Raw genomic sequence first — 23,527 nt, 5'->3', positions numbered from 1 at the left:
GCCACACCATAATCGGGCGCATGGACGCGGCCGGTTCCCCCAGCGACGAGCAACTCATGCACGCCTTTGCGGCCGGTGACGCACGCGCTTTCGAAACCCTGTACGACCGCCACACCCTGCCGGTGTGGCGCTTCGTCCAGCGCAGCGTGAACAACAGCGCACTGGCCGACGACCTGGTGCAGGACGTGTGGTTCAGCCTCGCGCGTCAGGCCCCAGCCTACGAAGCCCGCGCGCGCTTCCGGACCTGGCTCTTCACCCTGGCCCACCACCGCCTGGTGGACCACTGGCGCACCCACAAGAACCACACCAGCCTGGACGCACAGACCGAAGAAGGCGCGACGCTGGCCGATACGCTGGCGGCCGCATCCGGCTTCGGCCCCGAGCGCCAGCTGACCTCGCGCGAGCAGGCACAGGCCCTGCTGGACGCGCTCGCGGCCCTGCCCGCCGTGCAGCGCGAAGCGTTCCTGCTGCAGGCCGAAGGCGGCCTGAGCCTGGCCGAGATCGCACAGACCACCGGTGTCAGCCAAGAGACGGCCAAGAGCCGGCTGCGCTACGCCCGCGCCCGCCTGCGCGAAACCCTGGAGGCGCACGCATGAACCGCGACCAGCCACCCCCGCCAGCGCAGGGACCGGCCCCAGAGGACCTGCTGCTGCGCCGCTACCACGAGGCCAATGCGCTCGACGGCGCACGCCCCGGCCCGGCGATGCGCGAGGCCGTGCTGGCCCACGCACGCAGCGTGGCCGCCGCGCAGTCCACAACCCGTGTCGGCGCGCCCGACGTGACACCGCGACCCGCCGCCAACGACCACCGCTGGGTCTGGCGGGCCCTGGGCAGCGTGGCCGTGCTGGGCCTGGTCGGCCTGCTGGCCCTGCAGTTCGACCGCGGCACACCCGAGGAGCGTGAGGCCGCGTTCGGCCCGCCGACATCGCCATCGGCCGCCCCAGCGCCCGAAGCCGCGCCGCCGGCCACAGAAACCTCCCGGGATGCGGTGGAACCCACGCCGACCCAGGAGGTGGCTCCAGCCCCGAGCGCCAAGATGCAGCGTCAACGCGCCGAGCCGGCGTCCAAACCCCGGCCGACGACCGCGACCCCTCCCGCGCCGCCCCCTGCACCGGCTGCGCAGCCGTCACCGCGCGCCGCACCAGGGGGCGCCGACTCCATGCGCTCTGCCCCGGCCAGTCCGCTGGCCCGCGAGGAAGCCCATGCAGACCGCGAGGCTGCCGACGCCGCGGCGCCCGCACCCGCACAGGCCGCGCCCCTGGGCGCATCCCGCCAACAGATGGAGGCCGGGGTCGCCCGCCGCAGCGCATCGCCAGCGGGCCCCGAGCTGCTGAACGCCGCCACAAGGGGCGATGCTGCGGCGGTGCGCAGCCTGCTTGCACAAGGGGTTGACGTGAACAGCACCGACGCCGATGGCCGCACCGCGCTTATGCTGGCCGCGCGGCGCGGTGACGCCGCGCTGATCCGTTCGCTGCTGAGCGCGGGAGCCGACCCTCGGCGCACCGATCGCGATGGGCACAACGCCAGCGACCATGCCCGCGAGGCTGGCAAAGAGGCCGTGTTGCCGCTGCTGCGGGTGGACCCGGACCGCTGAGGCCCACGGGCTGGCCCGCCGGCCAGAGTGCGGCCCGACGGCGGTCAGCGCCCCTGGCCGGCTTGAACCGAAGGATTGAGGGGGGTCAGCGCCTGCCCGGTGCCCAGGTAGGCGATCAGGTTGTCGGCCGCCAGGTTCGCCATCGCCAGACGGGTTGGCAAGGTGGCGCTGGCAATGTGCGGCGTGAGCACCACGTTGGGCACGGTCAGCAAGTCCGGGTGCACCTTGGGCTCACCCTCGAACACGTCCAGCCCGGCAGCGGCGATGCGCTTTTCGCGCAGCGCCACGGCCAGCGCCGCGTCGTCCACGATGCCGCCACGAGCGATGTTGACCAGCGTGGCCGTGGGCTTCATCTGCGCGAGCTCGGCCGCGCCAATGGTGTGGTGCGATTCGGCGCTGTAGGGCACGACGAGCACCAGGTGGTCGGCCTGTTGCAGCAGTTCGGCCTTGCTGACGTAGCGCGCACGGCAGGCAGCTTCGCTCCCGGTGTCGAGCCGGGAGCGGTTGTGGTAGATCACGTTCATGCCAAAGCCGTGTGCGCCGCGCCGGGCGATGGCCTGGCCGATGCGACCCATGCCCAGGATGCCCAGCGTGCTGCCGTGCACCTCGGCGCCGGCAAACATGTCCAGCGCCCAGCGGTTCCACTGGCCGGCGCGCAGGAAATGTTCGCTCTCGCAGATGCGCCGCGCCGTGGCCATGAGCAGGGCAAAGCCGAAGTCGGCCGTGGTCTCGGTCAACACGTCGGGTGTGTTGGTGGCGAGCACACCGGCGGCCGTCATGGCCGGCACATCGAAGTTGTTGTAACCCACCGCGATGTTGGCCGCGACGCGCAGTTGCGGGCAGGCCGCCAGCAGAGCCGCGTCGATGCGCTCGCTGCCGGTGGTCATCACGCCCACCTTGCCCTGCAGCCGTTCGATCAGTTGCGCGGGTGTGAACGGCGCGTCCTGCTCATTGGTCTCGACCTCGAAATGCTCGCGCAACCGCGCCACCACCTCGGGAAACACGGCGCGTGCAATCAGGATGGCGGGGCGTTGGTTCAAGGTATGACTCCGGTTAAACGATTGACCCACGCTCCTCCGGAACGCGAGGACCCACCCAGCACACGCCGAGGATCCGGCTCCGCCGGTCCAAGGGCGTGGTCCCCCTGGGGGGAAGCCGCGAAGCGGCGCAGGGGGGAGCCTTATACAGCGAGCAGATCCACTTCAAACAGCAAGGTCGCGTTGGGCGGAATCACGCCGCCCGCACCGCGCGCACCATAGCCCAGCGCGGCCGGGATGACCAGGCGGCGCGTACCACCCACGGCCATGCCCTGCACACCTTCATCCCAGCCTTTGATGACATGGCCGGCGCCGAGCGGGAATTCGAAGGGCTGGCCGCGGTCCTTGCTGGAGTCGAACTTGGCGCCTTGCACGCCGTCGTTGTAGAGCCAGCCGGTGTAGTGCACCTGCACCGGGCGACCGGCCTGGGCGACTTCGCCGCCGCCGACCACGGTGTCTTCGTACTGCAGGCCGCTGGGAGTGGTGATCATGGAATGTCCTTGGATGAGATGAAAAGGGAAGGGGCGATTATTCCAGCCCCGGTGCAGCCCGCCCCGCTGCCCGCGCGTTGCACCATTGGCAACACGGGTTTACACAAGCTTTTCATCGGCCATGGCAAGCGTTAACGCGCACCGTTTGTACTGCAGGCTCCCAAGCAACACAGGTGTCAGGAGACCCGACATGAACCCCAAGACCTCCCCCCTCACCCGCCGCATGGCGCTCGGCGCCATCGTCGGCTCGGCCTTGCTGACGGCGCTGCCCGCCATGGCCCAACACCAGATGGTCAACGTGCGCGTCATCAACCGCGACAGCGGCGAAATCCTGCCGCTCTACCGCCACCGGGGCGAGTTCTGGGTGGCCGGTGAGCCGGGTGCGCGCTACGCGGTGGAGCTGTACAACCCCACGCGCGGACGGCTGCTCAACGTGGTGTCGGTCGATGGCGTGAACGTCATCACCGGCGAGACCGCGGACTTTGACCAACCCGGCTACGTGCTCGCGCCGGGGCAGCGCTACGACGTGAGCGGCTGGCGCAAGAGCCGCCGCGAGATCGCGGCCTTCGAGTTCACCCGCCTGTCGCGCTCCTACGCCGCGCGCACCGGTCGCCCCGACGACGTGGGCGTGATCGGCGTGGCGGTGTTCCGCGAACGCCGGTTCTACCGCGCGCCCGAGCCGGAGATTCGCCCCTACGAGCGCAGCGCGCCGGTACCGGGGGAGGATACCGGTCCCGCGTTCCAGGGCAAGTCGCATCGCTGGAGCGAGCCATCGGCCGCCGGCCCCCAACTGGGCACGGGCCATGGCGATCGCGAACGCGACCCGGTGGGACGCACCGACTTCGAGCGGCGCAGCTCGCGCCCCGACGAGATCGTGCGCATCCGCTACGACAGCCGCGCCAACCTCATGGCCATGGGCATCATCCCAGCCTACCAGCGCCCGCCGCGTGAATACCACCCCCGCGCCTTCCCCGACGCACGTCCGGGCTACGTCCCTGATCCGGAGTGAGCCTCACACCCCGCGCGTGAAGCACCCCCCTTGGAGGGGGGGTAACGCGAAGCGGCTCGGGGGGGTCAGGTCAACCAGTGTGTGAAGCTCTCGACGGGTTCGCGCGGAGTGATGAAGGTGTTGACCTTGTCGGCCGGGTCCGCGTAGCCCAGCGACATGCCGCAGACCAGCATCTCGTTGTCGCCCGCGCCGATGTGCGGCAGGATGATCTTGGCAAAGCCGTTCCAGGCCGCCTGTGGACAGGTGTGCAGGCCGTGGCCGCGCGCGGCCACCATGAGGTTCTGCATGAACATGCCGTAGTCCATCAACGAGCCGCGACCCATCACACGGTCGATCGTGAACATGAACCCCACGGGCGCGTCGAAGAAACGGAAGTTGCGCTGGTGCTGCGCGTGCATCTTGTCCTTGTCGCCCTTGGTAATGCCGAGCAGGCCATAGAGCCCCCAGCCGTTTTCACGCCGGCGGTCGATGTAGGGGCTGACCCACTTCTCCGGGTAGTAGTCGTATTCCTCGCGGTACTCGGACGCCAGCGACGGATCGGCGCGCAGGGCGTCGTGCGCGGCACAGCATTTCTCCACCAGCGTGTCGCGGCTCGCGCCCTGCAACACATAGACCTTCCAGGGCTGGGTGTTGGTGCCCGAGGGCGCGCGGCTGGCCAGTTGCAGCAGGTGTTCGATGGTCTCGCGTGGCACCGGTTGGGGCAGGAAGGCGCGGACCGACATGCGGCTGGTGATGGCCGTGTCCACGCTGGCGGCGTCGATGGGCGACTCGGTGGCCGAAGACGGGGGATTGAGGGACATGCGTGATCTCCGGTTTTATTGACGTTTACGTAAACGTCAATTATCTCAAGAACCCCGGCAACATGCTGCCGCCGTCACAGGATGGATTCAAGCGCCGACTTGAGCGCGGCCGGCAAAGGCACGGGGCGGCGCGTTTCGCGGTCCACGTACACGTGGACGAAGTGGCCGCAGGCGGCGGCGGAGTCGCTGTCCTGCGCAAAAAGACCCACTTCGTAACGCACGCTGGAGCTGCCCAGATGGGCCACACGCAGGCCGGCCTGCACGGTTTGCGGGAAAGCCAGCGGCGCGAAATAGTTGCACTGGGTTTCCACCACGAGACCAATGACCTCGCCACCATGGATGTCCAGCGCGCCCCGCTCGATCAGCCAGGCGTTCACAGCAGTGTCGAACCAGCTGTAGTAGACGACGTTGTTGACGTGGCCATAGATGTCGTTGTCGCTCCAGCGCGTGCCGATGGTGCGGAAGATGCGGTAGTGGTCCCGGGTCTTGGCCTGGGCGCGCGCGGCGGGGATCGCTGAGGCGTTGGTGTTCATGGCGCGGCATTCTGCCAGCGGGGCCCGGTGCCGGCTGTCGCCCAGGTCGCCACAACCGCGGGGGCATCGGGTGCCGCGCGCCGGGCCAACGCGGCCCAGCGCGCGTGGTAGTCCAGGGCCACGCGGTAGGTGTTCACCTGCGCCTGCACCGTGGCCTCCATGTCGGTGCCGTAGCCACCAGCCATCGCAAAGGCCAGCGGCAGGCGGCGCTGCCAGGCCCAGTCCATCACGCGGCGGTCGCGCGCTTCCAGTCCGTCGAAGCTGAGCTTGAGCCGCCCAAGGCGATCGCCCTCGTGCGGGTCGGCGCCGGCCAAGTAGATCACCAGCCCGGGTTCGAACCGGCGCTCCAGCTCGTCGAGCGCGCGCTCCAGCGCTTCCATGTACTCGGCATCGCCACAGCCGTCGGGCAGTTCCACGTCGAGGTCGCTCGGTTCCTTGCGAAAGGGGAAATTTTTCGCGCCGTGCAGCGAGAGCGTGAACACCGAGTCGTCGGTCGCAAAGATGCTCGCCGTGCCATTGCCTTGGTGCACGTCCAGGTCGATGATGGCCACGCGCAGCGGGCCACCGGCGCGGTGATGGCGCGCGTGTTCGGCCTGCATCAGCCGGGTCGCCACGGCAGCGTCGTTGAAGACGCAGAAGCCGCTGCCCTTGTGGGCATAGGCGTGGTGCGTGCCGCCGGCCAGGTTGGCCGCCAGCCCCTCGCCCGCCATCGCAGCGCGACAGGCCTGGATGGTCGCGCCCACCGAGCGCCGTGCCCGTTCGCACATGGCCGGGCTCCAGGGGAAACCGATTTCTCGCTGCGCGCTGGCGTCCAGCGTGCCCTGGCTGATCGCACCGATGTAGCCCGGCGTATGCGCCAGCGCCAGCTCACCGTCGCTGGCGGGCAGCGCCTGCCCCAGACGCACCTGCGGCCATTCGGCGGCCAGGCGCTCGCGCAAGCGCCCGTACTTGGCCATCGGGAAGCGGTGGCCGCTGGGCAGGGGCAGGATGAAGTGGTCGGCGTAGTAAGCGTGCACGGCGGGTGGGCCCTCGACAGGTGGGCGAGCCCATTGTGTCCGCAGCGGGAAACCGGGGTGGATTGCCCGTGTTTTAGAACACCGACCCTAGATTGCTGCAGTGCAACAAAAACCGCTTGCACTGAATCGGGTTATCCCTATAATTCGGTTCATGTTGCAGCGCAGCAAAGCGAACGAAAACAACAGCGTACAGACAGCGCGGTGTTCTCGAGCAGCTCTCAACTAAACCTGTAAACCAAACTCAAGGAGTATTCACTATGTTGACCGCTGAACAAATCGTTGCCGCCCAGAAAGCCAACATCGAAACCATTTTCGGCCTGACCCAGAAAGCCTTCGAAGGCGTTGAAAAACTGGTCGAGCTCAATGTGCAGGCCACCAAGGCCGCCCTGTCCGAGTCCGCCAACAGCGCCCAAGCCCTCCTGAGCGTGAAAGACGCGCAGGAACTGCTGACGCTGCAAGCCAGCCTGATGCAACCCCTGGCCGAAAAGACCGTGGCCTACAGCCGTCACCTGTACGACATCGCTTCGGGCACCGGCGCCGAATTCGGCAAGGCCGCTGAAGCCCAGGCCGCTGACGCACAGAAGAAATTCATGTCCGTCGTGGACAACGCCTCCAAGAACGCTCCCGCCGGTTCCGAAACCGCCGTGGCCGTGATGAAGAGCGCTGTCTCCGCCGCCAACAACGCCATGGAATCGGTGCAGAAGGCTGTCAAGCAAGCCACCGAAATGGCCGAAGCCAACTTCAACACCGTGACCTCGCAAGCCGTCAGCGCCACCAAGGCCGCTGCCAAGAAGCGTTGAACTGACCCGGGATCGTGCCGTTGATCGGGGTCTTGACTTCGGTCAAAGCGACCACCATATGGTCACGGCATGATGGCGCCAGACCTCGGAAGGCGGCGCCACTCATCTGGTCCGTTTTTTCTGGTTGTCTCCTCGGGTCCTTTTCGAAATTCGATTTCATCGGACCCCTTAAGCCCTCGCTGCAAAGTGAGGGCTTTTTTTATGGCCGCCGGACCTACAGCAACCTCAGTTGCGCCAGCTGTGCCTTCAGCCGCGGCATGGCGGCACGCATCGCCACCCGACCCGCCTCGATGGAGCGCTGTCGGGCCGCGAAATCCGCACTGCCCACGCCTGTCAGTGCCGGGCGCAGCAACACGTCGGCCCCCGCGAGCTCGTACTTGTTGATGGTCTGGCCCATGATGGCAAAGGTCTGCAACAACACCTGCAGGCTGCCATTGGGATGGTTCCCCTCGGGCGCATTGGAAATGTCCACCGCCAGCACCACCTCGGCCCCCATGGCGCGCGCCTGGCTCACCGGCACGGGCGCCACCAACCCGCCATCCACGTAATCGCGGCCCGTGATGCTCACGGGAGTGAAGACACCCGGCACCGCGCTCGACGCCCGCACCGCCTGGGCCGCATCGCCACGCCGGAACAGCACCCCCTGCCCGGTTCCGAGATCGGTGGCCAGAATGCCCAGCGGCAACGCCATGTCTTCGATCCGGCGGCCATCGATGGCCTGGCGCACATAGCGCGCCAGCGCCTCGCCTCGCAGCATGCCGCGGCTGAACAGCGGCATGGTCCAGTCGGTCAGCGCGGCCTCTTCCATGGTGAGCGCGGCGCGTTCGAGTTCGGCGGCGCTCTTGCCGCTGGCGTAAAGCGCCGCCACCAGGCTACCCGCGGATGTACCGACCACCAGATCGGGCCGGATGCCGTGCTGCTCCAGCACCTGGATCACCCCGACATGGGCGAAACCCCGTGCGGCACCACCGCCCAGCGCCAGTCCCAGGCGGGGCGGCCGGCGTGCGGGCGCCACGTCCGGGGGCGCGGTCACCACAGGCCCGGGCTCGGGGGCGCCCATGGGCAGGATGGAGCAGCCACCGAGCACGGCCAGCGCCAGGACATTGACCCAGGTCAACAAAAACTTATTAAGAAGCATTCGTGTTTGTGTTAGCATCATTAACAGTTTAAACGTGCCTGCATCGCTGGAGGTTTCCAGCCATGTGCAGGGTTCCTTGCCATCCAGAAAGCCCCCACCCATGCGAAACACCGTCAAGCTTCCCGTTGTCATGGCCACCGCGGCCTGCGCCCTGGCCATCCAGAGCCAGGCGCTGGCCCAGGACAAGGTGCTCAACCTGTATTCCGCCCGTCACTACCAGACCGACGAGGTGATGTACGACACCTTCACCAAGACCACCGGCATCAAGATCAACCGGGTGGACGCGGACGACGCGGGCATTGTGGCGCGCCTGCGCGCCGAGGGTGCGGCCTCCCCGGCCGACGTGATCATGCTGGTGGACGCGGCCCGCATGGCCAGCGCCGACAGCCAGGGCCTGTTCCAGCCTATCAAGTCGGCCAAGCTGGACGCAGCCATTCCCGCCAACCTGCGCGCGGACGCGTCCAAGGACGGCGTGACCTGGACCGGTTTCTCCACCCGCGCCCGCGTGATCGTCTACGACCCGCTGCGCGTCAAGGCCGCCGACGTGGCCACCTACGAACAACTGGCCGACCCCAAGCTCAAGGGCCTGGTTTGCACCCGCTCGGGCTCGCACCCCTACAACCTGTCGCTGTTCGCCACCGTGGTCGAGCGCCTGGGCGATGCCAAGGGTGAAGAATGGCTCAAGGGCGTGGTCGCCAACATGGCGCGCGCGCCCAAGGGCGGTGACACCGACCAGATCAAGGGCGTGGCGTCGGGCGAATGCGGTGTGGCGATCACCAACTCCTACTATGCGGCGCGCCTGATCAAGTCGAGCAAACCCGAGGACCGCGCGGTGATGGAAAAAGTGCGCGTGGTGTTCCCCAACCAAGGCACCAGCGGCACCCATGTGAACATCGCCGGCGCAGCCGTGGCCAAACACGCCAAGAACAAGGACAACGCCATCGCCTTCATGGAGTTCCTGTCCAGTCCCTTCGCGCAGGACTACTTCGCCAACGGTAACAACGAGTTCCCGGCCGTCAAAGGCCTGAAAGTCGACAACGCAGCCCTCAAGGCCATGGGTGGCGACAACTTCAAGGCCGAGCAGATCCCGCTGGGCGTGGTGGCGAAGAACATGACCAAGGTGCAGCAGATGCTGGACCGCACTGGATATAAGTAACCCCCCTGCGCCGCTTCGCGGCTTCCCCCCGGAGGGGGACAACGCGAGTGGCCCGGCGGAGCCGGTTCCACCGCGTTCTGCGGCAACTACCCCTCTCCCGATCCACCCCCTCACCGGCGCGCGTGCCTACCACCCAGGATGCGGTGGCCCCGGCTCCGCCGGGCCACTCGCATCGCCCCTTGAGGGGCTGAGCGGTTACGCGCAGCGAACAAGCGATGGGGGTGTTCAATTCAACAGTTTGCGCGCCCGGTGCAGGCGCACGAACAGGCTTTCCTGACTGATCGCCAGGCGCTCGCACACCACCTCGGTGTCCTCGTCGTGCAGCACGCGCCAGCGCATCACCTCGCGCAGCCCTTCGGGCAATCTCTCGATGTGACCCAAGGCCAGGGCCAGGCGCTCGCGGTGCTCGGCCAGTTCGTCCGGGCGGGCGGCGGCGCATTCGTATTGCAGGGCTTCGTCGTCGTCGGCATCCATCTCGTGGTAGCGGGCGCGGTCCCGGATCAGGTCGACCAGCTTGTTCTTGAGGATGCCGGTGAGCCAGCTGCGCAGCGCGCTGCGGCCCGAAAACGCGGCGCAGCCGGACATCACCGCCTCGAACACGTCGTGCACCAGGTCTTCGGCCAGCATCGGGTCGTGCAGCTTGCGCTGGGCGAACCGGATCAGGTAGCTGCGGTGGCTCACCATCTCGGTCCAGCAGACGGTACCCGGGTGGGGCATTGACAAGGCAGACAGGTGGGTGGTGTTCATGGCGGGCTCCAGTTCGGGTTCGGTGCCTCCAATGTGGTCAGCCCAGATCACAGCCCGCTATCGAAAGATCACATTTCGATAACAATCGGGTAAGAAATCGCTCACGCAGCGGACCCACTCCCATGAACGCCATGAACGCCATGAAGCAGATCCTGATTGCCGAGGACCAGACCGATATCCGGGACCTGCTGGCCCTGAACCTGCGCGGCGCCGGCTATGGCGTGAGCGAGACCCGCGATGGACCGTCGGCGCTGGCGCTGCAAATCGAAATCGGACACGACCTGCTGGTGCTCGATCTGATGATGCCGGGACTGGACGGGCTGGAGGTGTGCAAGACCTTGCGCTCGCGCGGCGACCACACCCCCATCCTGATGCTCACCGCCAAGTCCACCGAACTCGACCGCGTGCTGGGCCTGGAACTCGGCGCCGACGACTACCTCACCAAACCCTTTTCCATCGCCGAGCTGCTGGCGCGCGTCAAGGCATTGCTGCGCCGCTCGGAGCTGCTGCGTGCGGCACAGGCGGCCCAGAACCAGGCATCGGATGCCGGAGCCCTGCTGGTCAACGGCGAACTGGAGATTCAACCCGTCAAGCGCGTGGCCCGGGTGCGCGGCGTGACGCTCGATTTCACGGCACTGGAGTTCGACCTCCTGCTGTATTTCGCCCAGCACCCGGGCCACGTGTTTTCACGCGGACAACTGCTCAACGCCGTCTGGGGCTATACGCACGACGGCTACGAACACACGGTTACCACCCACATCAACCGCTTGCGGGCGAAGCTGGAGTCCGACCCGCTGCGCCCGGACTTCATCCTCACCGTGCGGGGCGCCGGCTACAAGATGCGTGAGCGCCCAGGGCCCTGAGCCATGAAGGTTCGGATCAAGATCGCCCTCACGATCTTCCTCACCGGTCTGTTCACCGCGCTGGGCGTGGTGATCGCCATCGTGCTGGCCTACGAACGCTTTGAGCACGAGTCGGCCTACTACCGCGCCGACGCGTTCTTGAAGCGCGTGGTCCTGCAGCACAACGACCTGCTGGGCATGCGGGCGCGTTTTGGCGAAGACTTCAACGACTTCCTCGCCAACCTGGTGCTCTATGAGCCCGACACCCAGCTCTACCTGCTGGACACGCAGGGCACCGTGCTCAGCTCCACCGGAAAGGCCCAACTCGCGCCGGGTTTCAAGGTGCGCATCGGGCCGGTCCTGGAGGCCGCTGGCGATACACCCATGCCCTATGTGCTGGGTGACGACCCCGAACACATGGACAAGCGCGTGATCATCGCGGCGCGTCCGCTGCGCCACGCCTCCATACAACCCGACCGGCCCGTCGATGGCTACCTGTATCTGGTCTCGCGCCCCCGCACGTTCGGCGAGGGGCGCATGGCAGCCTTGCGCAGCACGCTGTCCCAGCCCGCTTTGCTGATGGTGCTCGCGGTGGTGGCGTTCGCCACCCTGCTCGCCACCTGGGCCACCGCCACCATCACGCGCCCGCTGTCGCGACTCACCCAATCGGTCGGCCGGGTCACGCAGGAAGGTCTCGACGACATGGCCTCGACCGACCCGGACGGGCCGGGTCCATCGCTTGATCTGCCCGATGCCAGGAGCCACGATGAATTCGGCCAGCTCGCGGGTGGCATCGACGCGATGCTCCAGACCTTGCGGCGGCAGTGGAGCACGCTGCGGCGCCTGGACCACTTCCGCCGCGAGGGCGTGAGCAACCTCTCGCACGATCTGCGCTCGCCGCTGACCGCCACCACCGCCTGCCTCGAAACCCTAGACGCCCGCTGGAGCGGCGACGCCACCCGCGAAGAAGACCGCCGGCTGGTGGCGGTGGCCCTGCGCAACACACACAACGCGGCCCGTCTCGTTCAAAGCCTGGGTGACCTTGCTCGCCTGGACGAACCGGCGTTCAAACTCAACGCCGAGGTGCTGGACCTGGGCGAACTGCTGGACGACGTGGTCATGCGCTTTGCCGAGCGGGCGCGCCTTCAGGGCATTCGCCTGCAGATGGCCGTACGCCCCGACGCCGCGCAACGCCCCGCGCTGGCCGCGGTGGACATCGAGCTGTTCGAGCGCGCGGTGGCCAACCTGGTGGACAACGCGCTCAAGTTCTCAGGCAGCGGCAGCGTGATCCAGCTGAGCGCCGACCGCCACACCGGTGCGCACGGCGAGGTGGTCACGGTCCGGGTGAGCGACAACGGATCGGGCATTCCAGCCCAAGACATTCCCCACCTCTTCGACCGCTTCTACCAAAGTCGGTCCAGCGTGGCACCCGCCACCGGGGAAGGCGGCAAAGGCCTGGGCCTGGCGATCGTGAAACGCATCGTCGATCTGCACGGTGGCTGGCTGCACGTGTCCAGCGAACCGGGCCACGGCACCGCCGTCACGCTGGAACTCCCGGCCGGCCCGGGTCTTCAAAAGACCTGCGGCACGTAAATCTCGCCAGGCACCTGGTGGCGGCGGTAGTCTTCGTGGCGCATGCGTTCGGGCAGCTCGATGCCGGGGCGCTCGATCTCGTGGTACGGCATCTGTGACAGCAGGTGGTGGATGCAGTTGAGGCGTGCCTTCTTCTTGTCATCGGCGGGCACCACCCACCACGGCGACTCGGGGATGTGGGTGCGCTCCAGCATGACTTCCTTGGCCTTGGTGTAGAGCTCCCAGCGGCGACGGCTCTCCAGGTCCATGGGGCTGAGCTTCCATTGCTTGAGCGGGTCGTGGATGCGGCCGAGGAAGCGCAGCTCCTGCTCGGCATCGGACACCGAAAACCAGTACTTGATGAGCTGGATGCCCGAACGCGCGATCATCTTCTCGAACTCGGGCACGTCGCGGAAGAAGGCTTCGTACTGCTCGTCGGTGCAGAAGCCCATCACCTTTTCCACCCCGGCGCGGTTGTACCAGCTGCGGTCGAACAGCACGATCTCGCCGCCCGCCGGCAGGTGCGGCACATAGCGCTGGAAGTACCACTGCGTGCGCTCGCGGTCGCTGGGCGCGGGCAGCGCGACCACACGGGCCACGCGCGGGTTCAGGCGTTGGGTGATGCGCTTGATCACGCCGCCTTTGCCGGCCGCGTCGCGCCCTTCGAACACGATCACCACCTTGTGCCCGGTGGCCTGCACCCAGTCCTGCAGCTTCACCAGCTCGGCCTGCAGCCGGAACAGCTCGCGGAAATACGTGCGCCGGTTTTCCTTCTGCTGTCGCAGCGCCTCGGGGTCCAGCGCGCCGCCGAGCGCGTCCACGTGGCGGTCTTCGATCTCCATCTCCAGCTCTTCGTCGTAGCCGTCCATGAGATCGTGGTGAATGCGGGTCAGCAGCTCGTCGTGGCTGTCAAACATGGGCGGCTCCGTGCGGGGGTCAATGGTCGCTGCAGGCTACCGGCTGTTCATGACAACGGCGTGAAAGCACGGTGCCAGACCGGTGACAAGATCGGTGTCATCGGCTGGGTCATAATTGACGTTTACGTCAACGTCAACTCAACACCCGAGGAGCACACCCATGGACATTCAAGGCAAGGTATTCATCGTCACCGGCGGCGCATCCGGTCTGGGCGAAGGCACGGCGCGCATGCTGGCGGCCAACGGCGGCACCGTCGTCATCGCCGACATGCAGGCTGAAAAAGGCGAAGCGGTCGCCAAGGACATCGGCGGCGCGTTCGTGAAATGCGACGTGAGCAACGAAGTCGACGGCCAGGCCGTGGTGGCCAAGGCCCTGTCCCTGGGCAAGCTCATGGGCCTGGTCAACTGCGCCGGCATCGCGCCGGCCGAAAAGACCGTGGGCAAGAACGGCGCGCACTCGCTGGCCGTCTACACCAAAACCATCATGGTCAACCTGGTCGGCAGCTTCAACATGATCCGCCTCGCTTCGGAAGCCATGTGCAAGAACGAACCCGAGGCCACCGGCGAACGCGGCGTGATGATCAGCACCGCCAGCGTGGCAGCCTACGACGGCCAGATCGGCCAGGCCGCCTACGCCGCCAGCAAGGGTGGCGTGGTCGGCATGACGCTGCCCATCGCGCGCGACCTGGCGCGCAACGGCATCCGCAACATGACGATTGCCCCCGGCATCTTCGGCACCCCCATGCTGTTCGGCATGCCGCAGGAAGTGCAGGACGCGCTGGCCGCCAGCGTGCCCTTTCCCAGCCGCCTGGGCACGCCGCAAGACTATGCCAAGCTGGCCAAACACATCATCGAAAACGACATGCTCAACGGCGAGGTGATCCGCCTGGACGGCGCGATCCGCCTGGCGCCGCGCTGAAGCGACGTGCCCAGCACCCGCCCGGCCTGCGCGCCGGGCTTTTTTGTGTTCAGAGGTACGCCATGCGCGCCTGCTTCAGATCAATCAGCCCTTGCGCCACCTTTTCCAGCGCATCGTGGCGCAGGCTGCGCATGCCCTCGTTCACCGCGGTCTCGAAGATCTCCGACGGCCGGGCACGGTTCTGGATCAATTGCTTCACGGCGCGGCTGTTCTGCAGGATTTCATAGACACCCACCCGCCCCTTGTAGCCTTTGCCGCCACAGTGTTCGCAGCCCACCGCATGGCGGATCTGGAGCTGCCCCTGCGATTCGGCGCCGGTCGCCCCCAGCAGGCGCTCCACGGCCTGCGGGCGGCTCAGTTCACTGCCTTCCATGTACTCCTGCAGCAAGGCCTCCCAGGCCTCTTCGTCCAGCGGAGCGGACTGCGCGCAGTGGTTGCACAGGGCACGCACCAGGCGCTGGGCCACGATGCCCAGCAGCGAGTCGGCGAAGTTCATCGGGTCCATGCCCAGATCGAGCAGCCGCACCACGCTCTCGCAAGCGTTGTTGGTGTGCAGCGTGGAAAGCACGAGGTGACCGGTGAGCGAGGCTTCGATGGCGATCTTGGCGGTTTCCCCGTCGCGGATTTCACCGATCATGATGATGTCCGGATCGGCCCGCAGAAAGCCGCGCATCGCGCTGGCGAAGGTCAGACCGATCTTGGTGTTCATCTGCACCTGACGCAGCCCCGGCTGGGTGATCTCGATCGGATCTTCGGCGGTCCAGATCTTGCGCTCGCTGGTGTTCACCTCCGACAGCATGGAGTGCAGCGTGGTGGTCTTGCCCGAGCCGGTCGGGCCGGCGGCGAGCACCATGCCGTAGGTGCGTTGTGAAAAGCCGGCGATCAGGTCCAGGTCCCGTGGCTGCAGCCCCAGCCGGGACAGCGGCAGCGGCTTGGCCGATTCGAGCAGGCGCAGAACCACGTCCTCCAGCCCGTCGTGCGTGGGCATCACGGCCACGCGCAGCTCGAGGGCATTGCCGCCGAACTCCGAAAAGTCGATTTTGCCGTCCTGCGGGCGACGCCGCTCGGCAATGTCCAGCCGGGCCATGATCTTGATGCGCGAGACCAGTGGCGCTCGCAGCTTGGCGGGCAACCACACATAGGGTTCCAGATCACCGTCACGGCGGAACCGGATCGCCGTGAGCGCATCGCCCGGGTTGGTCTCGATGTGGATGTCGGACGCATGTGTGCGTTGCGCCTCGGCGATCATCTGGTTGATCAGCCGCACCAAGCCGGCCGACTCGCTGGCCGAGGCGAGCTGCTCGGCCTCGGCCCCGCTGCCCGCCTCCAGCATGGCCTGCATCACCAGATCTTCGATCATGGCCTGATCGCCGGACGTGCCTACGGGCGGCGGTGGCGCAGGCATGTGGGACATGTCGCCGGCCATCGAACCGTCGATCTGGCCCAGAGCGGCATGTTCGATGCGGGACTGCAGCTCCAGCCGCCGCGCGATCGCCTCCCGGCTGGCCCAGACCAGGCTGACCGAGTGCCCCGTCAGCGAGCACAGCTGGCGGTGCAGTTCCAGGCTGGTGGGCATGCAGGACGCGACAAACAACTGTTCGTTGGCCATGCCCAGTGGGACCACGTGGTGGGCAAAGGCCTGGCGCAGCGGCAGCAGCTCGAAAGCCTGACGCGACACATCGAACCCCAGCACCTCCACCTCCACCACGCCGGCCACCCGCGCAAGGGCGCGGTGCAGCTCATCGTCCGTCAGCAGCACGCGCCGCACCAGTTCCGGCGCGCGGGAGCGCAGCAGGTCGGGGTCCTCCTCAAGCAGGGCCCTGATGGTGGCTTCATCCAGGATGTGCAGTTGCAACAGGGCCTCGCGCAGGCTCACGATGGGCTGGCTGTGCTGGGCCTGAATGGCCACCATGAGCAAGGACAGGCTGTGCGGATCGGAACGGGGTGCCGTGCCATATGCGCCAGGAACGGTCAGCGGCGGGGACAGCGACATCGAGACTTCTTTCATTTTTCTGGACATGCGGGGATGGCACGACTTTAAACTTCAAGATAGCGCAAGTGAGCCCAGGACCGCTTGATCAGCGGCAATCCGTCACGTGTCCTAGCGACCGCCCATCCGCCAACAGGACCTGCCATGACCAAACACACGTTTTCGCTGCACCGCACTCCCACGAACGGTCGCAGGCTGCGCCCGTTCCTGCCGGCGCTCCTCATCGCGCTGCTGCTCGCGGCCTGTGGTGCGCCGCCCGCCGGGCGTGGCTGGGCCTACCGCGCGCCAGACCTGCCGGTGCAACCCGAAAGCGCCTCCGGCATCACCGACAAGCCGGGCTGGACCACGCGCCACTTCGCCGTGGCGGCGGCCAACCCGCTGGCCACCGACGCGGGCGCCCAGGTGCTGCGCGCGGGCGGCAGCGCGGTGGACGCCGCGATCGCGGTGCAGATGGTGTTGACGCTGGTGGAGCCGCAGTCCAGCGGCATCGGGGGCGGCGCCTTTCTGCTGCACCACGACGGCCGGCGGGTGCAGGCCTTCGACGGGCGCGAAACCGCGCCCACGGCGGTGAACGAGAAGCTGTTCCTGGACACCGACGGCCAACCCCTGCCCTTCGCGCAAGCGGTGGTGGGCGGCCGCTCGGTCGGGGTGCCCGGCGCGGTGGCGATGCTGGCCCAGGCGCACCGCCAGCACGGTCGCCTGCCCTGGGCGCGACTGTTCGAGCCCGCCATTGCGCTGGCCGAACAGGGCTTCGCCGTCAGCCCCCGCCTGCACACCCTGCTGCAGGGCGAAACCGCGCTGCGGCAGGACCCGGTGGCCGCCGCCTACTTCTACCGCGCGGACGGCCAGCCGCACCCCGTGGGCCATGTGCTGCGCAACCCCGAGCTCGCCGCGGTGCTGCGGGCCATCGCGGCACAGGGGCCGCAGGCCTTGTACAGCGGGCCGGTGGCGCAGGCCATCGTGCGCAAGGTGCAGGCGCATCCGGTGAACCCCGGCCGGCTGAGCCTGGACGACCTGGCCGGCTACCGGCCGAAAGAACGCGAGGCGCTGTGCCACGAGCACGCGGCGGCGCAACGCGCGCTGCGCCTGTGCGGCTTTCCGCCGCCCAGTTCCGGCGCGATCGCCATCGGCCAGATCCTGGGCCTGCTCGCGCGCACGCCGCAAGCCACCGCGCCGCTGGCCAACAGCCTGCCCGGCCCCGACTGGCTGCACACCTACGCCGAGGCGTCTCGCCTGGCCTTCGCCGACCGCGCCCAGTACCTGGCCGACCCGGATTTCGTCGCGCCGCCGGCCGGCCGCTGGAGCAGCCTGCTCGACGCCCACTACCTCGACGAGCGCGCCCGCCTGCTGGGCCCCGCGCGTTCGCCGCAGGCCCCGGCCGGCCAGCCCGGCGGCGTGCCCAGCGCCTGGGCGGCGATGCCCGAGCAACCCGAATACGGCACCAGCCACATCAGCATCGTCGACGGCCTGGGCAACGCCCTGGCCATGACAACCACCATCGAAGCGGGCTTTGGCGCGCGGCTGATGGTCAGCACCGACCCCACGCGACCCGGCGGATTTCTGCTCAACAATCAGCTCACCGATTTCAGCTTCGTGCCCGCCGACGCGCAGGGCCGGCCGGTGGCCAACCGCGTCGAGCCCGGCAAACGACCGCGTTCGTCCATGTCCCCCACCCTGGTGTTCGACCGCGACAGTGGTCAGTTGCTCATGAGCGCGGGCAGCCCGGGCGGCGCGTTGATCATCCACTTCACGGCCAAGACGCTGCTGGGCGTGCTGCACTGGGGCCTGCTGCCGCAGGCCGCCATCGATCTGCCCAATTTCGGCACGCTGGGGGGCCCGCTGATGCTGGAGGCCGGGCGCTTCCCCGCCACCACGGTGCAGGCGCTGCAGCAGCGCGGCCACACGGTGAGCGAAACGCCCATGCCCAGCGGACTGCAGGCCATCGTGCGCGGCCAGGCGCACGGCGAGCCGGTGTGGTTCGGCGGCGCCGACCCGCGGCGCGAGGGCGTGGTCATGGGCGATTGATGCCCCGCCCCGCGGCCCTGCGGGGGAGGAGCCACGGGTTTAAGCTAGCGGGTTCGGAACACCCATGGCCATCCCCCAGACCTTCATCCAGGAACTGCTCAACCGCGTCGACGTGGTCGACGTGGTGGGCCGCTACGTCCAGCTGAAAAAGGGCGGCGCCAACTTGATGGGACTGTGCCCGTTCCATGGCGAAAAATCGCCCTCGTTCAGCGTCAGTCCGACCAAACAGTTCTACCACTGCTTCGGCTGCGGAGCGAACGGCAACGCGATCGGTTTCCTGATGGAACACGCCGGCATGAGCTTCATCGAAGCCGTGAAAGACCTGGCCCAGCAGGCCGGTCTGCAGGTGCCGGAAGACGATGCGTCCCCGCAGGACCGCGAGCGCGCCGCGTTGCAGCGCCAGAAGCAGGTGACGCTCAACGACGTACTGGAGAAGGCCGCGCACGCCTACATGAAACAGCTCAAGGCTTCGCCGCGCGCGGTGGCCTATCTCAAGGGCCGCGGTCTCTCAGGCGAGATCGCCAAGACCTTCGGCCTGGGCTACGCGCCCGAAGGCTGGCGCAGCCTGGCCAGTGTGTTCCCCGATTACAGCGATGCGCTGCTGGTCGAGTCCGGCATGGTGATCGTGCACGAAGACGAAAAAGGCCAGGACGGTGAGGCCAAGCGCTACGACCGCTTCCGCGACCGCATCATGTTCCCGATCCGCAACGTCAAGGGCGAGTACATCGGCTTTGGCGGGCGCGTGCTCGACAAGGGCGAACCCAAGTACCTGAACTCGCCCGAGACGCCGGTGTTCAGCAAGGGCCGCGAACTCTACGGCCTGTTCGAGGCCCGCACCGCCATCCGCGTGGCGGGCTACGCTCTGGTCACCGAGGGCTACATGGACGTGGTCGCCCTGGCCCAGCTCGGCTTTGCCAACGCCGTGGCCACGCTGGGCACCGCCTGCACCGCCGACCATGTGCAAAAGCTGTTCCGCTTCACCGACAGCGTGGTCTTCAGCTTCGACGGCGACGGCGCCGGCCGGCGCGCCGCCCGCAAGGCACTCGACGCCGCCCTGCCCCTGGCCACCGACACGCGCAGCGTCAAATTCCTCTTCCTGCCCGCCGAACACGACCCCGACAGCTTCATCCGCGCCAACGGCGAAGAAGCCTTTGCCCAGTGTGTGAAAGAGGCCGTGCCGCTCTCGCGTTTCCTGGTCGACGCCGCCAGCACCGACTGCGACCTCACCACCGCCGAAGGCCGCGCGCGCATGGCCAGCCAGGCCCGCCCGCTGTGGAGCGCCCTGCCCGACGGGGCCCTGAAACGCCAGTTGATCACCGAGCTGGCCAATGGCATCGGCATCGGCATTTCGGACCTGCTGCAGCTCTGGCAACAAACCGGCGGCGGCGCGCGCGCTCAGCGCCCCGCGAGCCATGAGCCTTCAGCGTCGCAGGCGCACGGCTATGACGGCGGCAGCCACACCCAGGACCATGGGGATCCCATGGGTGGCGGCTACACCCAGTCCTACAGCCCATCGGGTGGTGGGGCTTATGGCGGCGGTGGAAGTGGCGGTGGAGGCAGCGGTTACGGCAAAGGCTCCTACGGCAACAAGGGTTATGGCAAATGGCGCAAAGGCCCGCCACCGCCACCGCGCATGCTCGGCCAGCGCCGCGCAGGCGGCAGCCGGGCCGACCGGGCCGTGGGCCTGCTGCTGGCCAATGCCCAGGCCTGGGACAGCCTCTCGGCCGACGACCACAGCATGTTGGCCCATCTGCCGGCGCCGCACGGTCCGGTGTTCGCCTGGCTCGAAGCCCAGTTGCACGAGCACGGCCCCCAGCCCTGGGCGGCCCTGCGCGAGGCCCTGCGCGGCAGCGAACACGAGGCTTTCGCCTGCACCGAGGTGGAACAGGCGACCATCGGCAACGACCCGGCCTCGGAACAGGCCGAACTCGCCGACGTGATGGCCCGCCTGCGACGCGACCGGCTGGAGGAACTGGCCCGCCAGATCGCCGAGCGCGTGGCCCGGGGAGACCCTGGCGCCATGGTGGAATACAAGCGCATCAACGCCGAACTGCAGGCCCTGAAAACCGGTTCAGCGGTATAATCCAAGGCTTTGCACCGCAAGCGCGACAGCAGCACCTCCGGCACCGGCCCGGCCCCTATGCATCGGGGCTCGATGGAACCACTCCTGGCCACCTCAGCGACCCACCCAGGTCCTGACGGAACCCCGCAAGGACTGCACACCAAATGTTCGCCCCAACAGCTTGCAGGCCCACCCTTTCCGGCGAAAGGTGGGTGTAGTGCCCAACAAAATCACCGGGATTGTCCGCAGGCTGCGGCTGTCTGGCGTTTTTTGTGAGTCCTGCCGGTTCTTTTCCTGACATTTTTTTTGAGGTCCTCATGCCTGCGAAGAAGTCCAGTACGTCCGCCGTGTCCAGCAAGAAACCCGTCCAGAAAGCCAGCGCCGCTGCGGCAACCCCCAAAGCGCCCCCGAAGAAAGCTCCTGTGACGACATCCAAGACCCCCACCCCAGCCGCGACCAAAGCCCCGGCGGCCAAGACCACCGCCCGCAAGGCGGCCCCCGAAGCGCTCGACGACGAACTGGACGGCAGCGTGAAGAAAAAAGCCGGTCGCCCCGCCAAGGCCGCGTCCGACAAACCCGCCGCCAAACGTGGCCGCAAGCCCAAGGCCTCGTCGGTCAGCGCTGGCGCCGATCTCGACGACGCCGACCTGAGCGACATTGAAGACGACCTGACGGGCGAAGTCGAAGCCGAGGTGGTGGACGCCACCGCGCAGCCGACCGAAAAGGTCAAGCCGCTGCGCATGAAGATCAGCAAGGCCAAGGAGCGCGCGCTGATGAAGGAATTCGGCCTGGACGAAACCGTCCTGTCCGAAGAAGAAGCCAAGAACCGCCGCGAACGCCTGAAGACCCTGATCAAGCTGGGCAAGACCCGCGGCTACCTGACCCACGGCGAAATCAACGACCACCTGCCCGACAAGCTGGTCGAGGCCGAGACGCTGGAAGTGGTGGTCTCGCTGCTGAACGACATGGGTGTGGCCGTCTACGAACAGACGCCCGACGCCGAAACCCTGCTGCTGAACAACACCGGCCCGACCGCCGCGACCGAAGAAGAAGCCGAGGAAGAGGCCGAAGCGGCGCTCTCCACGGTGGACTCGGAATTCGGCCGCACCACCGACCCGGTGCGTATGTACATGCGCGAGATGGGCACGGTCGAGCTGCTGACGCGCGAAGGCGAAATCGAGATCGCCAAGCGCATCGAAGGCGGCCTGAACGACATGATGGCCGCGATCTCCGAATCGCCCGCCACCATCGCCGACATCCTGGCCATGGCCGAGGAAATCCGCAGCGGCAAGGTCGTGATCTCCACCGTGGTGGACGGTTTTGCCGACGCCAACGCGGCCGACGACTACGTGGCCGAAGAAGACTTCGACGACTACGACGAAGCCGATGACGACGATGGCAAGGGCGGCTCCAAGGCGCTCACCCGCAAGCTCGAAGAACTCAAGCGCGAAGCCCTCACCCGCTTCGACGCCATGCGCGTGCTGTTCGAGAAGCTGCACAAGACCTACGACAAGGAAGGCTACGGCGGCCCGTCCTACCTCAAGACACAGGCGGCCATCACCGAGACGCTGATGTCGATCCGCTTCACCGCCAAGGCGATCGAAAAGCTGTGCAGCACCATGCGCAGCCAGGTCGACGACGTGCGAAAGAAGGAACGCGAACTGCGCCGCATCATCGTGGACAAGTGCGGCATGCCGCAGGAGAAGTTCATCGCCGACTTCCCGGCCAACCTGCTGAACCTGAAATGGGTGGAGAAGCAGGCCGCCGCCGGCAAGCCCTGGAGCGTGGTGATGGCGCGCAACATCCCGCCCATCCAGGAACTGCAACAGGGCCTGATGACGATCCAGAGCAGCGTGGTCGTGCCGCTGACGCACCTGAAGGACATCCACAAGCGGATGAACCAGGGCGAGTCCACCTCGCGCGATGCGAAGAAGGAAATGATCGAGGCCAACCTGCGCCTGGTGATCTCGATCGCGAAGAAGTACACCAACCGCGGCCTGCAGTTCCTGGACCTGATCCAGGAAGGCAACATCGGCCTGATGAAGGCGGTGGACAAGTTCGAATACCGCCGTGGCTACAAGTTCTCGACCTATGCCACGTGGTGGATCCGCCAGGCCATCACGCGCTCGATCGCCGACCAGGCGCGCACGATCCGCATCCCGGTGCACATGATCGAGACGATCAACAAGATGAACCGCATCAGCCGCCAGCATCTGCAGGAGTTCGGTTTCGAGCCCGATGCGTCGATCCTGGCCGAGAAGATGGAGATGCCGGAAGAGAAGATCCGCAAGATCATGAAGATCGCGAAGGAGCCGATCTCGATGGAAACCCCCATCGGCGACGACGACGACTCGCACCTGGGCGATTTCATCGAAGACCAGGCGAACACCGCGCCGATCGAGGCGGCGATGCAGGCCGGTCTGCGCGAGGTGGTGAAGGAGATTCTGGACAGCCTCACGCCACGCGAAGCCAAGGTGCTGCGCATGCGTTTCGGCATCGAGATGTCCACCGACCACACGCTGGAAGAAGTGGGCAAGCAGTTTGACGTGACGCGCGAACGCATCCGTCAGATCGAGTCGAAGGCGGTGCGCAAGCTCAAGCACCCGAGCCGTTCGGACAAGCTGCGCAGCTTCATCGACACGCTGTAATCCGTTTCAGCGTTTCGATTCGACAGACGGGAGCCTTCGGGCTCCCGTTTTTTTGTGCCTGCTTGTGTGGTGTGTCTCGCTGAGGTGGTGTGTACTGCGCAGCGAAGTAAAGGAGGAGGGCTCGGCCGCAGGCCGAGGCCGGGGGACATGAGCGGAGTCAAGCGCCCGGCGCTCTATGCACCCGCCGACCAAGCAGGCGCGAAAAAGGGAGCCAAAGGCTCCCCCTTCAAA

20 protein-coding genes are annotated in these 23,527 nt (G+C 67.2%); 11 read left to right on the top strand and 9 right to left on the bottom strand.

Annotation, left to right across the window (positions count from 1 at the left end):
- Window positions 1-20 precede the first annotated feature (20 nt).
- A complete protein-coding gene (locus tag HTA01S_RS18430; RefSeq protein ID WP_068174210.1) occupies window positions 21-596 on the top strand; it encodes an RNA polymerase sigma factor in 576 nt (191 codons plus the stop codon).
- Window positions 593-1,594 carry an ankyrin repeat domain-containing protein gene (locus HTA01S_RS18425; protein WP_068174209.1) on the top strand — a complete coding sequence of 334 codons (1,002 nt, stop codon included), beginning with the start codon at window positions 593-595 and terminating at the stop codon, window positions 1,592-1,594. The genes HTA01S_RS18430 and HTA01S_RS18425 overlap by 4 nt, the downstream gene beginning before the upstream one ends.
- Before the next feature lie 44 nt (window positions 1,595-1,638).
- Here HTA01S_RS18425 and HTA01S_RS18420 read toward each other — a convergent pair whose 3' ends face one another.
- Both HTA01S_RS18420 and HTA01S_RS18415 read right to left on the bottom strand, forming a co-directional pair.
- Window positions 1,639-2,634 (bottom strand): 2-hydroxyacid dehydrogenase, encoded by a 996-nt coding sequence (locus HTA01S_RS18420; protein WP_068174208.1) that lies wholly within the window; start codon window positions 2,632-2,634, stop codon window positions 1,639-1,641.
- 140 nt (window positions 2,635-2,774) lie between these two features.
- Entirely contained in the window at window positions 2,775-3,122 is a 348-nt protein-coding gene (locus tag HTA01S_RS18415; RefSeq protein WP_068174207.1) for an FKBP-type peptidyl-prolyl cis-trans isomerase, read from the bottom strand.
- Between the two features lie 190 nt (window positions 3,123-3,312).
- On the opposite strand from HTA01S_RS18415, the gene HTA01S_RS18410 reads away from it, so the two are divergent.
- Window positions 3,313-4,131, top strand: a complete 819-nt coding sequence (locus tag HTA01S_RS18410; RefSeq protein WP_068174206.1) for a hypothetical protein — start codon at window positions 3,313-3,315, stop codon at window positions 4,129-4,131.
- 65 nt (window positions 4,132-4,196) lie between these two features.
- On the opposite strand, the gene HTA01S_RS18405 is transcribed toward HTA01S_RS18410, so the two are convergent.
- The 3 genes from HTA01S_RS18405 to HTA01S_RS18395 all read right to left on the bottom strand — a co-directional run bounded on the left by HTA01S_RS18405 (window position 4,197) and on the right by HTA01S_RS18395 (window position 6,480).
- A complete protein-coding gene (locus tag HTA01S_RS18405; protein WP_068174205.1) occupies window positions 4,197-4,931 on the bottom strand; it encodes a nitroreductase in 735 nt (244 codons plus the stop codon).
- 74 nt (window positions 4,932-5,005) lie between these two features.
- Window positions 5,006-5,464, bottom strand: a complete 459-nt coding sequence (locus HTA01S_RS18400) for an acyl-CoA thioesterase (RefSeq protein ID WP_068174204.1) — start codon at window positions 5,462-5,464, stop codon at window positions 5,006-5,008.
- Window positions 5,461-6,480, bottom strand: coding sequence for a histone deacetylase family protein (locus HTA01S_RS18395; protein ID WP_068174203.1), 1,020 nt, complete (start codon window positions 6,478-6,480; stop codon window positions 5,461-5,463). The genes HTA01S_RS18400 and HTA01S_RS18395 overlap by 4 nt, the downstream gene beginning before the upstream one ends.
- Window positions 6,481-6,737: 257 nt before the next feature.
- Here HTA01S_RS18395 and HTA01S_RS18390 point away from each other — a divergent pair, with 257 nt between their 5' ends.
- Entirely contained in the window at window positions 6,738-7,280 is a 543-nt protein-coding gene (locus HTA01S_RS18390; RefSeq protein ID WP_068174202.1) for a phasin family protein, read from the top strand.
- 214 nt (window positions 7,281-7,494) lie between these two features.
- On the opposite strand, the gene HTA01S_RS18385 is transcribed toward HTA01S_RS18390, so the two are convergent.
- On the bottom strand, window positions 7,495-8,418 hold the full coding sequence (locus tag HTA01S_RS18385) for a patatin-like phospholipase family protein (RefSeq protein ID WP_068174201.1): 924 nt from the start codon (window positions 8,416-8,418) through the stop codon (window positions 7,495-7,497).
- A gap of 100 nt (window positions 8,419-8,518) precedes the next feature.
- Between HTA01S_RS18385 and HTA01S_RS18380 the strand changes: the two genes are divergently transcribed.
- On the top strand, window positions 8,519-9,574 hold the full coding sequence (locus HTA01S_RS18380; RefSeq protein ID WP_084236255.1) for an extracellular solute-binding protein: 1,056 nt from the start codon (window positions 8,519-8,521) through the stop codon (window positions 9,572-9,574).
- Window positions 9,575-9,799: 225 nt separating this feature from the next.
- Here the strand turns inward: HTA01S_RS18380 and HTA01S_RS18375 are convergent, their stop codons facing one another.
- Window positions 9,800-10,321 (bottom strand): RNA polymerase sigma factor, encoded by a 522-nt coding sequence (locus HTA01S_RS18375; RefSeq protein ID WP_068174199.1) that lies wholly within the window; start codon window positions 10,319-10,321, stop codon window positions 9,800-9,802.
- A 131-nt stretch (window positions 10,322-10,452) separates the two neighbouring features.
- On the opposite strand from HTA01S_RS18375, the gene HTA01S_RS18370 reads away from it, so the two are divergent.
- Window positions 10,453-11,184, top strand: coding sequence for a response regulator transcription factor (locus tag HTA01S_RS18370; protein ID WP_068174332.1), 732 nt, complete (start codon window positions 10,453-10,455; stop codon window positions 11,182-11,184).
- Window positions 11,185-11,187: 3 nt separating this feature from the next.
- A complete protein-coding gene (locus tag HTA01S_RS18365) occupies window positions 11,188-12,756 on the top strand; it encodes a sensor histidine kinase (RefSeq protein ID WP_068174198.1) in 1,569 nt (522 codons plus the stop codon).
- Here the strand turns inward: HTA01S_RS18365 and ppk2 are convergent.
- Window positions 12,735-13,652, bottom strand: a complete 918-nt coding sequence (gene ppk2 / locus HTA01S_RS18360) for a polyphosphate kinase 2 (protein ID WP_068174197.1) — start codon at window positions 13,650-13,652, stop codon at window positions 12,735-12,737. The two genes, HTA01S_RS18365 and ppk2, sit on opposite strands and share 22 nt — an antisense overlap.
- A 160-nt stretch (window positions 13,653-13,812) precedes the next feature.
- Here ppk2 and HTA01S_RS18355 point away from each other — a divergent pair, with 160 nt between their 5' ends.
- Window positions 13,813-14,571: a 3-hydroxyacyl-CoA dehydrogenase gene (locus HTA01S_RS18355; RefSeq protein WP_068174196.1), complete on the top strand. Its 759-nt coding sequence runs from the start codon at window positions 13,813-13,815 to the stop codon at window positions 14,569-14,571.
- Window positions 14,572-14,620: 49 nt separating this feature from the next.
- On the opposite strand, the gene HTA01S_RS18350 is transcribed toward HTA01S_RS18355, so the two are convergent.
- Entirely contained in the window at window positions 14,621-16,591 is a 1,971-nt protein-coding gene (locus HTA01S_RS18350) for a GspE/PulE family protein (RefSeq protein ID WP_084236253.1), read from the bottom strand.
- A 114-nt stretch (window positions 16,592-16,705) separates the two neighbouring features.
- On the opposite strand from HTA01S_RS18350, the gene HTA01S_RS18345 reads away from it, so the two are divergent.
- The 3 genes from HTA01S_RS18345 (at window position 16,706) to rpoD (ending at window position 23,296) form a co-directional block, all read left to right on the top strand.
- Window positions 16,706-18,586 (top strand): gamma-glutamyltransferase family protein, encoded by a 1,881-nt coding sequence (locus HTA01S_RS18345; protein WP_068174194.1) that lies wholly within the window; start codon window positions 16,706-16,708, stop codon window positions 18,584-18,586.
- A 64-nt stretch (window positions 18,587-18,650) separates the two neighbouring features.
- Window positions 18,651-20,669, top strand: a complete 2,019-nt coding sequence (dnaG, locus tag HTA01S_RS18340) for a DNA primase (protein ID WP_068174193.1) — start codon at window positions 18,651-18,653, stop codon at window positions 20,667-20,669.
- 296 nt (window positions 20,670-20,965) lie between these two features.
- The gene (rpoD, locus tag HTA01S_RS18335; protein ID WP_068174192.1) at window positions 20,966-23,296 is read left to right on the top strand and encodes an RNA polymerase sigma factor RpoD; all 2,331 of its coding nucleotides are present in this window, start codon (window positions 20,966-20,968) and stop codon (window positions 23,294-23,296) included.
- Window positions 23,297-23,527: the final 231 nt, after the last annotated feature.

The organism is Hydrogenophaga taeniospiralis CCUG 15921, assembly GCF_001592305.1.
Lineage (GTDB): Bacteria > Pseudomonadota > Gammaproteobacteria > Burkholderiales > Burkholderiaceae_C > Hydrogenophaga > Hydrogenophaga taeniospiralis.
The sequence above is the reverse complement of the archived record's forward strand: the minus strand, read 5'-3'. Positions and strand labels throughout refer to the sequence as shown.

Coding starts and splice junctions, on each gene's coding strand:
- HTA01S_RS18430 (WP_068174210.1), top strand. CDS start 21: ATGGACGCGGCCGGTTCCCCCAGCGACGAGCAACTCATGCACGCCTTT.
- HTA01S_RS18425 (WP_068174209.1), top strand. CDS start 593: ATGAACCGCGACCAGCCACCCCCGCCAGCGCAGGGACCGGCCCCAGAG.
- HTA01S_RS18415 (WP_068174207.1), bottom strand. CDS start 3,122: ATGATCACCACTCCCAGCGGCCTGCAGTACGAAGACACCGTGGTCGGC.
- HTA01S_RS18410 (WP_068174206.1), top strand. CDS start 3,313: ATGAACCCCAAGACCTCCCCCCTCACCCGCCGCATGGCGCTCGGCGCC.
- HTA01S_RS18405 (WP_068174205.1), bottom strand. CDS start 4,931: ATGTCCCTCAATCCCCCGTCTTCGGCCACCGAGTCGCCCATCGACGCC.
- HTA01S_RS18400 (WP_068174204.1), bottom strand. CDS start 5,464: ATGAACACCAACGCCTCAGCGATCCCCGCCGCGCGCGCCCAGGCCAAG.
- HTA01S_RS18390 (WP_068174202.1), top strand. CDS start 6,738: ATGTTGACCGCTGAACAAATCGTTGCCGCCCAGAAAGCCAACATCGAA.
- HTA01S_RS18385 (WP_068174201.1), bottom strand. CDS start 8,418: ATGCTTCTTAATAAGTTTTTGTTGACCTGGGTCAATGTCCTGGCGCTG.
- HTA01S_RS18380 (WP_084236255.1), top strand. CDS start 8,519: ATGCGAAACACCGTCAAGCTTCCCGTTGTCATGGCCACCGCGGCCTGC.
- HTA01S_RS18375 (WP_068174199.1), bottom strand. CDS start 10,321: ATGAACACCACCCACCTGTCTGCCTTGTCAATGCCCCACCCGGGTACC.
- HTA01S_RS18370 (WP_068174332.1), top strand. CDS start 10,453: ATGAACGCCATGAAGCAGATCCTGATTGCCGAGGACCAGACCGATATC.
- HTA01S_RS18365 (WP_068174198.1), top strand. CDS start 11,188: ATGAAGGTTCGGATCAAGATCGCCCTCACGATCTTCCTCACCGGTCTG.
- ppk2 (WP_068174197.1), bottom strand. CDS start 13,652: ATGTTTGACAGCCACGACGAGCTGCTGACCCGCATTCACCACGATCTC.
- HTA01S_RS18355 (WP_068174196.1), top strand. CDS start 13,813: ATGGACATTCAAGGCAAGGTATTCATCGTCACCGGCGGCGCATCCGGT.
- HTA01S_RS18350 (WP_084236253.1), bottom strand. CDS start 16,591: ATGTCCAGAAAAATGAAAGAAGTCTCGATGTCGCTGTCCCCGCCGCTG.
- HTA01S_RS18345 (WP_068174194.1), top strand. CDS start 16,706: ATGACCAAACACACGTTTTCGCTGCACCGCACTCCCACGAACGGTCGC.
- dnaG (WP_068174193.1), top strand. CDS start 18,651: ATGGCCATCCCCCAGACCTTCATCCAGGAACTGCTCAACCGCGTCGAC.
- rpoD (WP_068174192.1), top strand. CDS start 20,966: ATGCCTGCGAAGAAGTCCAGTACGTCCGCCGTGTCCAGCAAGAAACCC.